The following is an 11281-nucleotide window of genomic DNA, read 5'->3' on the forward strand; positions in this document are numbered from 1 at the left end:
CGTCTCTCCCACTCCCTCGCCCCAACCTGGACCACAACCATAACTATGGTATAGGGATACGGTGGCTGTGATAGTCACCCGTGGACCCTTCGGCGGGAAGGTTGCTTGATCCTCGGGAGGAGTGATGACTCAACCTTACCCGACGGGGTGATTCCATAGCGGGCCAACGCGTAGCGCATGATCTGGGAGAACACCGGGGCCGCCGTCATTCCACCGTAAATTGGGACCGGCTGATCGAGCATGACAATGGCACTGAGCACCGGGTGCTGCGCTGGCACCATGCCGACAAAGGTAGCCCAGTAGGCACCCATCTGGTACCCAGACTGGGTATGTAACGGCTTCTGGGATGTCCCAGTCTTGCCCGCCACGAGATAGCCAGGGATCGTCGCATCTGGAGCGGTGGCGTTAGCCCCAGTCACGCCGGAGAGCAGATGGACCATCTCTGCATCGATCGCTGGGGGCACGATGCGATGCGGTGATGGACTCTGCAACGGATGGAGTTGACCGTCACTTGCAACGGTCCCCAACACGAGCTTTGGTGGCACCATCACGCCACCGTTAGCGATCGCGTTGTAAGAATCGAGCACCTGCAGGGGTGTCACTAGCTGGTCTTGGCCAATTGGTGTCGAACCAATCGCCGTCGGCGACCACTGGTTGATCGGCTTCATGTACCCTTGTGTCTCCCCAGGGAATGCCAGGCCAGTGGGTTCGCCCCAGCCAAAACGTTCAAACGAGGCCAATAACCGTGCCGGCCCGAGTCGTCGGGCGATCTCGATGGTCCCAACGTTTGAGCTTTGGGCCAAAATCTGACCCATCGTGAGCACCTCCGTCGGGTGCGGTTCTGCGTCGTGAAAAATCGATCCGTCGATGTCGAGCTGTCCGGGAACGACCTCGGTCGAGGTTGGGGTGATCAGATGGTCCTGAAGCGCTGCAGTGAAGGTGGCGATCTTGGCGACCGACCCCGGTTCGTAGGCGTAGGCTACCGCCTGATTCGTCCAGCTCTCAGTCGGTAGCGCACGTTGGACATCGACCGGCTGGCCACCATTAGCGAGCGGTTTGGCACCGGGCAACGGAGGGGCAGTGAGCGAAACCATCGCCAAGATCTGACCCGTTGCGACGTCCATCACAACGGCGGTCCCACCAATTGCATTCGTCTTTTCGATCTCTCCAGCTACCGCCTGCTCGGCATAGGCCTGCAAGCTCGGGTCAATCGTCAACTCCAGATTTTTGCCCTGCACCGGCGCCTGGCGCTTGACGACGGCATTTGGCAACGGTAACGACCCGCTCGCGACACGCTCAATCTGGTAGCCATTCTTGCCAGCGAGCAAGTTCTGGTACTGATACTCAAGACCAAAGAGCCCATTGTCGTTCGCGCCGACCCGGCCAATGACCGGCTCCGCTAACGAACCCACCGGGTAGTAGCGCGCCTGACCCGGCTCAACATTGATGCCTGGGAGCTCTCCGTCGAGCGCCATGTTCTCGATTCGAGATCCAATCGACTGGGTAACCAACTGGGCAACCACCGAATATCCACCCGGCACCGTCAGGGCGTGTTGCACCTGTGCTACCGGCGAGTCGACCAGCGTTGCCAGGGTTTTCGCTTCAGTCGCTGGGCTCTTGATTTGGAGCGGATCGGCGATGATGGTGTCACGGAGCTCCGACGTCGCTAGAACCTCGCCGTTTCTTGCCAGGATGGATCCCCGCAACCCCGGAAGCGTAACCGTGGTCTCGACCTCTTGTTGAGCGAGGTTGGTGTAGGTCGGCATAGCTAAGACGGTGACCCGCAGTAACTGGACGATGAGTGCCAGGGTGACAATGCCACAAAGCAAAAAGGTCAGCCTCGTACGTCGGCTCCGTCGCTTAGTTGCCACTGGCGACCTCGCCTGCGGGAAGTGGCAGCGTCGGGCTCGACCCCTCGGACTGCGGTAGCGCAGTTGCGCCCTTGGCGCTGGAGCCTGCGACCACATCAACCGATCCCGGGAGAGTGAGATGGAGATGGGCGCTTGCGTAGTTCATGATTCGCTGCGGAGATGACAGCTCAGCGACCTGGAGTTTGAGGTTCGCCTGGGTGCGCTCGGCCTGAGTAATGGCAGAGCTTAGCTGAGCGACCCTCGACTCTTGGAGTTCGATACCGATACGAGCGACCACCACCATCGCCATGAGTCCAACAACGGTTACAAAGATCACGATGCTACGCAGGCGGCGCCAGCGAGAGACACGTGCTGGTGGCGTAATGAGCACCAGTTCAGGTCGTCGACGTTGAGGTCGTTCGCGCAGTGGAGTCTGGGGCAGCGCCACTACTCGTGCCATGTGGTCACCTGATGCCAATATCGATCAATTACATCGTTCACGTCTCGAGCGCTGCGCCGCAATGAGCGAAGGTGCGCACTCCTAGCTCTTGGATTCAATGTCGCCTCCGCCTCGGAGGGGTTGATAGCGTGTCGTTGGATTCGTTCACCCGCCGGTGTCGCACCGCACGTGCAGCCCAGCCGCGGAGAGCAGAGACATCCACCAGTCTCAACGTGGCGCATAAAGCGCTTAACGAGCCGGTCCTCGCCGGAGTGGTAGCTGATCACCTGCAGCACTCCCCCCACATCGAGTAGGGCGAACGCAGCAGGGAGGAATTGCATAAGCTCACCGATCTCGTCGTTGACACTGACACGCAAGGCCTGAAACACCTTTGTTGCTGGGTGGATGCGACCACCGCGAAGCTTTGCAGGGGTGGCTTCGACGATCACGGCGGCGAGCCCTCCGGTGGTTGTCACCGGCAGCGCATCTTTGATAGCTGTGGCATAACGCCTAGACAACGAACCAACACCATGTTGCCGGAAGAGGCCGATGAGGTCGTCAACCGTACTCGACTCGAGTAACTGCGCGACCGTCATCCCTTCGTTGGACTGATCCATTCGCATATCCAGTGTGGCATCGAACCGGAAGGAAAAACCGCGGGCAGGATCGTCAAGCTGCATGGAGGAAACACCAAGATCAGCGAGTACTCCGGCTACCGCCGTGACTGGTGATACCGTCTCGGTGAGGTTCGACATGGTTCCATGCACCAGTCGCACGCGTTGACCATAGCACCCCAGTCGAACTCGGGTCCGCTCCAAGGCTTGTCGATCCCGATCGAGGCCCACCACCTGGACCCAGTCAAAGGCATCGAGTAGCACTTGGGTGTGCCCACCGAGTCCAACAGTGGCATCCACAACGACCGCTGATGAGGATCGTCGATCCCGAAAACCATCCACGACCGCGACGGCGAGCACCGGCGTGTGTTGAAAGACCCGTTGGCCCCTTGGATCCAACTGATCCGAGATCAGAGTGTCATCGTTACCTGGCGTCAAGTTAGGGGGAGTATGGTCAGCCATCGTTTTGTTCCCGATAACGATTCCAGCGAACAGGATCCCATACTTCAATCGTTCCAAAGGCACCATTGACCAGAACCTCGCGCTCAAGATCGACGAGCGTGCGCAATGGCTGGGGAAGACCGATCCGTCCAAGGCGATCGATCTCAAGCTCGAACGCCTGCCGACCCCAGTCGCGCAGACGAAGTCGCTCGACGGACTCACCCCAGTTCTCTTGGGGGACGGCGTTGGCAAAAGTCAGAAAATCTTCGACTGTCCAGATCACGATGCACGGGTCACCATATTGCGACGGCGTCGCGTAACAGTGATCGGTGAAGTTAGAGCGAAAGCGCGCGGGCAAGGTGAGACGACCCTTCAGATCAAGGGTGTGGGTGTAACCACCAAAGAACTTCGCCTTCACCTCACCCGTTTGCCACACCGACCCGACAGTCCTCTCCACTCATAACCAATGGGCCCCACTTTACCCCACAATTCCCCACCGATACTCTAAATTTCGGTATGAAGGGAGCGAAACATGACATATTTCGGGTCCGGATTGGTATTAAACGAACAGTTGTTCTATTACCGGGTGGTAATCGCTTGGATGAGGCGATCTTGCAACCTCTGCCGCGAGAGTACGACTCTTGGTGCTATGCCCGCGACTCGAAGTGGCAGATTCGCGAGATCGGAATCTCGCAAGAATCGCGAGATCTCGCTCTGGCGCTCATTCCAGAGCAGCGAGAGTTGGAAGCAGGCCTGACCTCGAGAGCGGCGCTGCGCGAGGCCGAGCACCTTAGCTCCACCAATGGTGAGTTCACCAAAACCAAGGTCGGCAAAGCAAATCATCCGCCCAAGCTCGGTCCGCTCCTGTCGGTCGGTGACTACCCGGCCTTCGACACCAAGACCCTCAAGGAGATTCTGTACCGCCGTGCCCAGCCAGAGAAATGATGATCCCAGATCTCTCAGGACTAACGGGTCGTCAAGTCGAAGATACAGCATCAGCCAAATCTGGTCCCCAGGTTCAACGAGTACCGCACCTCCCCCGCTATGGCGTCTCACGACCGTGATGCCCTCGCGTCGGACTTGTTGGAGGTCAAAGCCCTCCTCCCCGGTCGAGGAGCCGAGCACCAGGGCGCGGTCGATGGGCTCAGCGACCCGACACAGGCGTTCACCTTCTGTGAGTCGGGGCCAGGCCTCATGCAGCGTCGCTGTCGTTAGCGATACCCTTTCAAGTCGCCAACGGGCTTGACCTGTCGAACTCATTGCGGCGCAATGTCTTCGATCGCGTGTCGCTGACCACCTGTAAAGGGGCAGTGCCGACATCCAAGGCTACAGCAAAAGCCATGATCCATCAGTGAGGCTGCGGTCAAGACGCTGTCGCCGGTCTCAGGATCGAGATAGCTATCAAGGCCAGCATCGAGGGCGCAACGGTGCAGTTGCAGACGCATCCGCGCCAGGGGGTGGTCGTAATCGAAACGACGCTCTGAGGGAAAGTAGAGCACGAGCTTGCGCCACTCCTCACCGGATCCAACTCGCATTCCACCGCCATCCAAACTCTTCGCTAGTCACACTCTGGGCTAGTCGATCTTTCCTTTTCGCGTGCATCCGGTCCCGCACAGACCAGCCCCACCATCGAAGCCCAATGTCCAATGGCAGTCGATCCCGTCCGACTGAGAAATGCCGAGGATCCAAAGTCTGGATCGATCGCTACGCGTCCCGACTACGGTAGTCTAGTCCAAGGGGTCCAAGCAGGCAAGGAGAGGTGTGGAGGCGTACGTTCTTATCCAAACAGAGATTGGCGCTGTGGGCAAGGTACTCCCCGCAGTCCGTTCGCTGCCGCTGGTTGACCGCGCCGATGATGTCACCGGCCCCTATGACATCATTGCGTTGCTCGATGCCGAGACGCTCCAAGAAATTGGTCGTCAAGTTGTCGAAGGAATCCAGGTCATTGAGGGTGTGACGAGGACGTTAACTTGTCCAGTCGGACATCTTACCCTTGACATGTTGCTCCCTACCCAGGAGAGCTAGACACCCTAGGTCACCACTTCGACCGTCCACATGAGTCATTCCCACCTCTGAACGAGATCGCGAGCAAAACTTCGATCAGCTGCTGGGCATGCGTAAGTGTTGGTCCGGCTAATCTTAGGTCGCCTAAGCTCGTTCAATCGACGATGCCGTTGGTACCAAGTCACCAACGCTGACTTACAGCGCCACCCGATCACACGCACAGCCATGCGATCAACGGTTTGTGCACCCACTGGTGTGTAAAAGCTCATCAGCCTCCAGCGGCCGCAAGGTGTCACTGCGAGCCGACATAAACTAGGCACCCAATGAGGGGAGCACTATCGAACAGAGATCGCTATCGGTCGACGATGTCGCAACGACCGAGTCGCGACTCGCGCTCAAGGGGTCTCCAGCCACAAGCAACCGGCCAGGCACCGTAGCAAACCATACAGTCAGGCAGAAACGGTTGTGACCCGAGGCAAGCTCGGTCGCCGACAGCTGGCAGATCGTTGTCGTCTACGTAGACCTTCGGGTGCGCTAAAGCTGGGCGATGACGAGCTTGGAGTCCTTGGTGGCCACGGTATGGTTCCCGTACAACGGATTTTGCAGGTAAAGCGTCGAGGGTGTAGCGATAACGGTTGCGAGCGTCACATTGCGACTAGCCCCAAGCAAGATCTTCGTCAACGAACCCGGCGGGTCATAGCGGCCAATCACCAAGCGATTAAAACCATCAGTGGTCTCACACGAGGCCGCAAGTATGCCGATGGCGCCACCATTTGTGGCCTCCAAAAATCCAACCTTGATGTGAGCTACGCTGCCAGTCCACGACTCGACGGTATTGCAAAGGTGGTTGGCGGCGGGCTTGATCCACGATCCAACCCCAAATTGGCGCGCAGCCAATCGTCCCTGGGGCCCATAGTCAACGATAGGTTCGGTCCCCAACTCGAGTTCATTGGCTCGCAGGATGACCTCCTTGGCCGCAAGCGCCCTCGCTGCGAAAAACTCGTGAAGTTCAAATGGTACCGACACCACCAGCAACGCGCCGAATGCGAGCATACCTCGCCTCACCCATTTGCCTCGATTCGCCTGGCGGCGCGCAAAGCGCTCGTCGCCGGAGCGTCTCCAATACGGAACCGACGCTCGTGCCGATGGTGGCTCTGCTTGGGTCATACTCTCGACCTCCATGCGGTAGAAACGTCCAACTGCAGCACTATCTGATCAATGTAGTCGTTCAAAACGCCAAAGATGAGGGCAGCACTTATGCGCAGCCCAAGTTCGGCAGGCTCGTATTTGAGCATAAACTCGTGGAGTGACAACAAGTGAGCACGATAGATGGCAACGATTACACGATCACCTTCGACATTGGCTCGGGAAATGGCCCCCAAGCGGCCCACTTGAGACCTACCCAACGACCCGCCGACGCAAACCAGGCTGGGATGGCTCCGTTCGTATGCTTGTGGGACTCTCATCCCCGGCAGACGGCGTACTACTTTCGATCGATCCGGCATTGACCCGACGTTTCATCGATGGTTATAACAGCGCTCCGACGCAAGGGGTCGTCACCAATACCCGCTTAGGTATGCGTTCGCAATCGCCTTCGCACAAGCCATGCACATCGACACCCCTACCCCCAGAAGCCGAAACGGTCATCGACGATGTCATCGCACTAAATGACGCCATCGCCTTCATCGAAACTCGACTTGGCCTCGGCGACCATGCGATTTTCTGTGGGTTCTTCCGGTTCGCGTTCAGCGTCCCAGATCTTGGAGAACCAGGTATCTGGGTTTCGGCGAGCGACCCGGGCATTCCCGCCTGGCTCCATTCCTTCGGCACCAAGGTTCTCGTCGCCTACGATGACGACCACAACGTGATCGCAGGTGTCGGCCTCAAACGACACGATTCCTTTGCCCGAGAACTTGCTGTCGTCACTGAGCCCCAAGCGCGTGGGCGCGGCCTTGCCAAAGCGCTGGTAGCCCAAGCCGCCCGACAGGTATTGCGCGACGGAATGATCCCGACGTACCTCCATGCGCCTGACAACCAAGCGTCAGCCAAGGTAGCCGAGGCAACCGGATTTATCGATCGAGGCTGGCGAATTCTCGGGCTCACCCAGGAGAGCCAAACACTCCTCGAACAGGAGCAATAGACTCATCAAGGCACCAAAACACCTCGCCAGATCAATGTTGGCGACTCAGCGTGCAGCTCTAACCGATCTTTGTGTCGGGTAGACTTGTCCTCTTGGAGTCACTTACTGGACGAACCGCAATGGTAACCGGCGCATCGGGCGGCATCGGTGCCGCCGTCGCCACTGCGCTTGCACAAGCGGGCGCAAGGGTGGCCGTCTGCGCTCGGCCCGGACCACGGCTCACCACCACCGTTCGCCATTTCGCATCAGCGGGCCACGATGTTCTCTCGGTGGAGGTTGACGTTCGCGACGCAGACCAGGTAAAGCGTGCCGTCGAGAAGGTCTACGACCACTTTGGAGACCTCGATGTTCTGGTTAACAACGCCGGCATCGGGATGCGAACGGTAAACCCGCGATTTTTCGAGCAACCAATGTCCTTCTGGGAGGTGCCGGCCGATGACTTCTCCCGAGTCATCGACACTAACCTCACGGGTTACTTTCTTGTAGCGCGAGAAGTAGCACCCCGAATGATAGCACGGGGTTCAGGCGCGATCATCATGGTATCCATGAACCATGAGACGATGGTACGGCGCGGATTCGTGCCCTATGGACCTTCCCGTGCTGGGTCAGAAGCTTTGGCAAGAATCATGGCCAAGGACCTCGCCGACACTCCTGTCAGGGTCAACATCGTGTTGCCTGGTGGCGTCACCGTAACCGGCATGGTTCCTGAAGATGCGCCCCAAGAACTACGCGATCATGCCCTGTCACCGGAGATCATGGGGCCTCCCGTTGTCTATCTTGCATCCGACGCGGCCAAAAATGTTCACGATGAGCGGATCATCGCTACCGAGTTCGATGCGTGGCTCCAGCGTCACCGCTCCTAGGCCCTAGACGGCTACCAACCTAACCACATCACCAGCACACCCTAGTTAACAGGACTTTCTACTGAAGTTTGCTCCTCCGAGCTCTGCGTCAAGACGTCGCCCGCGACAGGCGCCAACCTCGTTGCCTCAACCGGAACGTAGACGGTTGGCAACCAAGTTTTGACAGGCCCGAACCGCCCCGATTCATCGGTCGAGCTCCCTTGATCGCCATGCTGGTTGGGTTGACCATAGCAGCCGACTCTCGCCATGAGGAACTTTCAGGTCAGACCTTGCCAACAGGTGACATGCCTCGATGATGACGACCCGGTTTGGCTGCGACAGCTACCCGCTGGCATGTCCAACTGAGACCGGCTCAATGAACACGCGGTAAAGTTTGGGTAAACTTCTGTCTTATTCTCGATCTGTTTGCGAGAGGAGCCACACGAATGCCCGAAATCGTCAAGCTCAACCGAAGGCTCTATCTCGACGTTAACCACTTCGCTGTCAGGACCCCTTGGGCTCATGGCTTCATGGCAGGCTACTCACATTTAGCCGGTATCGGACTCTTGGCACTCTTGTTGCTCATCGCATGGTGGCGTGCCCGGTCGCAGTCATACCCACAACGACAGGTTGCGAGGGTTCTGTGGGCCGCCGGGGGTACTGCCCTTGCAGAGGGCATCTCCCACTACGTCCTTAAGCCACTTTTTGCAGAGCGTCGCCCCTACCTGACCCTCGCTCACGTCGAGGTCTTGCTCACACGCACGCATGGATACAGCTTCCCGAGCGGGCACGGGACGATCGCCGGCGCGGTAATCGTCGGACTCTGGCTCAGTCGGCAGCGGCTCCTGACAATCCTAGCAGCCATCATGGGCGTCTTTCTGGCCTTCGGCCGAGTCTACGTCGGTATGCACTACCCAGGAGATGTCGTCGCTGGCCTCATTTTTGGAGGGCTCTTTGTGCTCATCTTGAGCCCTTGGGCACTATGGCTCCTTGAGAAGTTCACCACATGGCTCAGCAATTGGAATGCCTTGGGCAAGTGGCTGGTACAAAGCCATCGAAGCATGGGCGCCCATCAGCGCAGCTGAGCTCTAGCAACGCCACATTTGGCCTCGGTGGAAGATTCTTGAACGATTGGCTGCCTGGCAAAGTAGCTTCCAACCGAGATGGAGGTTGCGAGCACCACAATGCAAACCGGCGTTGGTGACCTTGTACGAACCATGAGGGGCCAATGTTCTGCTGCGGTTAGGTCAGGCGATCGGATCAACCCAACATCGCGACAGGCCACCCGGTCGTCACCCGTTCGACGATCAACTGGTGGCTCCCTTGGGTCAGGCGTGATCGCAAGGATGGCGTCGATATGGTGCGGTTGCTGATAAGCGCTAGCGCACGACAGATCCGACGGGGCTGAAGGGACATCGGCTTTGTTGTCAGTGACATCGGGCCACCACGATGTGACCTGCTATCAACCGTCCTGTTAGCGCAGGCAGAAGCGATTTGTATCCTTTTCGGCTCCTCATCCGTCTAGGACATGAAAACTTCAACAAGGAGAAGAACAATGAAGAAGAATGTTGGCACAACAGATCGTATCGTCCGTTCAGTGGTCGCAATAGCTGCGATTATTCTCGCATTCGTCGTCGGCGCGACCACCGCATGGGGGATCGTTCTCTTCGTAGTCGCTGCCATCATGGTCATCACCGCAGCATCACAATATTGCCCGATCTATACCTTGACAAAGGTGAACACGCTGGCATCGACAAAGCACGTTACCACGAAGCGATAGACTCACCTCGACCGATGAGTCGGCTGGACGGCTCGGGATCATGCCCTGAGGCACTCCCTGAGATATAGGAAAGCAGGGGATGATAGATGCCCGGATCGATAGGACGCCATGGTGAATGAACCTGAGGCTCTCGATAATTCTTTCGAGAGCCTCGTCGCCCGTGAGATTCATGGACTCTACCGATATGCATACTCCCTTGTCGGATCCTCGGCTGAGGCTGAAGATCTTGTAGGAGAGACCATCGTGCGAGCCTTGGAGCGTCAAACGCAATTTCGTGGTGGTGATGGGTTGCGCAGTTGGCTCCACCGAATGTTACGCAACATCGCTATCGATCGCACGCGACACCATTCTCCCGAACACCTTGCCGAAGACGTCGAAGTCCTATGGAGCGATGAGTCTTACCATGTCGACGCACAAGCCCTGATCGAGCGCATGGAAGTCCGTAGCGAGCTTCAGGAAGCGCTGTTCCATCTACCCGTGATCTACCGGGAGGTCGTGGTGCTCCACGATGCAGAGGGTTGGTCAACTCCAGAGGTAGCTGCATTGCTAGGGGAAAAGCTACCGACGATTAAGCAGCGCCTCAGACGTGGGCGCATGATGCTGGTAACGAGTCTTGCCAAAGGAGATGCGCGTAAGATGGCCAACAAAGGCGTGGTGTTGAGCTGTGCACAAGCGAGAGCTCAGGTCTGTGACTATGTCGATCACGAACTCCCCCCCAGACAGGCGCAGCTCCTAGAGCAGCACCTTGCACACTGCGCGACCTGTCCGAGCCTCTATCGTTCCCTCGTGGGCGTGACCGAAAAACTCGGTAATCTTCATGATCCCGACAGCGTCATACCCAAAGATATTGCCGAAAGAATCAGACACAGTATCCGCCAGCAGCAGCCCCAAACCCGATCATCTCACCAGGAATAGTTGTATCGACACCATCGCAGTCCCTACGCCACAACAAGACTTGGCTTGGGCTTGGGGCACGCTACTGGTACGGCTAAGTTGATCACTCTTCGGTAAAATTAACTACCATGTCTCTATGGCAAGGTTAGTCTGAACTCACCCCCACCATCCCAACTCACCCCTACCGCTAGCTGGGGTTTTGGTCTATCCTGGGGTCAGTTTTACTGTCACACGCTCAACTTGGCCCCAATCAGGTCAAAGGCTCGTCGCTGCAAGG

13 protein-coding genes are annotated in these 11281 nt (G+C 57.8%); 6 read left to right on the forward strand and 7 right to left on the reverse strand.

Going from position 1 to position 11281, the window contains the following annotated elements; all coding sequences use genetic code 11:
- Window positions 1-74: 74 nt before the first annotated feature.
- From MP439_07435 to MP439_07460, 6 genes are all read right to left on the reverse strand, one after another.
- Complete coding sequence (locus MP439_07435; GenBank protein MCI2975895.1) at window positions 75-1871, reverse strand: penicillin-binding protein 2; 1797 nt, start codon at window positions 1869-1871, stop codon at window positions 75-77.
- Window positions 1861-2310 (reverse strand): hypothetical protein, encoded by a 450-nt coding sequence (locus MP439_07440; protein MCI2975896.1) that lies wholly within the window; start codon window positions 2308-2310, stop codon window positions 1861-1863. Before MP439_07440 ends, MP439_07435 begins: the two co-directional genes overlap by 11 nt.
- A complete protein-coding gene (gene rsmH / locus MP439_07445; protein ID MCI2975897.1) occupies window positions 2298-3431 on the reverse strand; it encodes a 16S rRNA (cytosine(1402)-N(4))-methyltransferase RsmH in 1134 nt (377 codons plus the stop codon). The genes MP439_07440 and rsmH overlap by 13 nt, the downstream gene beginning before the upstream one ends.
- Window positions 3358-3801: a hypothetical protein gene (locus tag MP439_07450; protein ID MCI2975898.1), complete on the reverse strand. Its 444-nt coding sequence runs from the start codon at window positions 3799-3801 to the stop codon at window positions 3358-3360. Before MP439_07450 ends, rsmH begins: the two co-directional genes overlap by 74 nt.
- Before the next feature lie 122 nt (window positions 3802-3923).
- Window positions 3924-4604, reverse strand: a complete 681-nt coding sequence (locus tag MP439_07455) for a hypothetical protein (GenBank protein ID MCI2975899.1) — start codon at window positions 4602-4604, stop codon at window positions 3924-3926.
- Complete coding sequence (locus tag MP439_07460; protein ID MCI2975900.1) at window positions 4601-4879, reverse strand: DUF5522 domain-containing protein; 279 nt, start codon at window positions 4877-4879, stop codon at window positions 4601-4603. Before MP439_07460 ends, MP439_07455 begins: the two co-directional genes overlap by 4 nt.
- Window positions 4880-5105: 226 nt before the next feature.
- Between MP439_07460 and MP439_07465 the strand changes: the two genes are divergently transcribed.
- Complete coding sequence (locus MP439_07465; protein ID MCI2975901.1) at window positions 5106-5369, forward strand: Lrp/AsnC family transcriptional regulator; 264 nt, start codon at window positions 5106-5108, stop codon at window positions 5367-5369.
- A 513-nt stretch (window positions 5370-5882) separates the two neighbouring features.
- Here the strand turns inward: MP439_07465 and MP439_07470 are convergent.
- Entirely contained in the window at window positions 5883-6515 is a 633-nt protein-coding gene (locus MP439_07470) for a hypothetical protein (GenBank protein MCI2975902.1), read from the reverse strand.
- Window positions 6516-6795: 280 nt separating this feature from the next.
- On the opposite strand from MP439_07470, the gene MP439_07475 reads away from it, so the two are divergent.
- The 5 genes from MP439_07475 to MP439_07495 all read left to right on the forward strand — a co-directional run bounded on the left by MP439_07475 (window position 6796) and on the right by MP439_07495 (window position 11025).
- Entirely contained in the window at window positions 6796-7488 is a 693-nt protein-coding gene (locus tag MP439_07475) for a GNAT family N-acetyltransferase (protein MCI2975903.1), read from the forward strand.
- A gap of 119 nt (window positions 7489-7607) precedes the next feature.
- Window positions 7608-8351, forward strand: a complete 744-nt coding sequence (locus MP439_07480; protein ID MCI2975904.1) for an SDR family oxidoreductase — start codon at window positions 7608-7610, stop codon at window positions 8349-8351.
- A gap of 425 nt (window positions 8352-8776) precedes the next feature.
- Window positions 8777-9415 (forward strand): phosphatase PAP2 family protein, encoded by a 639-nt coding sequence (locus MP439_07485; GenBank protein MCI2975905.1) that lies wholly within the window; start codon window positions 8777-8779, stop codon window positions 9413-9415.
- A 470-nt stretch (window positions 9416-9885) separates the two neighbouring features.
- Window positions 9886-10110, forward strand: a complete 225-nt coding sequence (locus MP439_07490; protein ID MCI2975906.1) for a DUF2892 domain-containing protein — start codon at window positions 9886-9888, stop codon at window positions 10108-10110.
- Window positions 10111-10221: 111 nt separating this feature from the next.
- On the forward strand, window positions 10222-11025 hold the full coding sequence (locus tag MP439_07495; protein MCI2975907.1) for a sigma-70 family RNA polymerase sigma factor: 804 nt from the start codon (window positions 10222-10224) through the stop codon (window positions 11023-11025).
- The last annotated feature ends 256 nt before the right edge of the window (window positions 11026-11281 follow it).

It is taken from the genome of Ferrimicrobium sp. (assembly GCA_022690815.1).
Taxonomy (GTDB): Bacteria; Actinomycetota; Acidimicrobiia; order Acidimicrobiales; family Acidimicrobiaceae; genus Ferrimicrobium.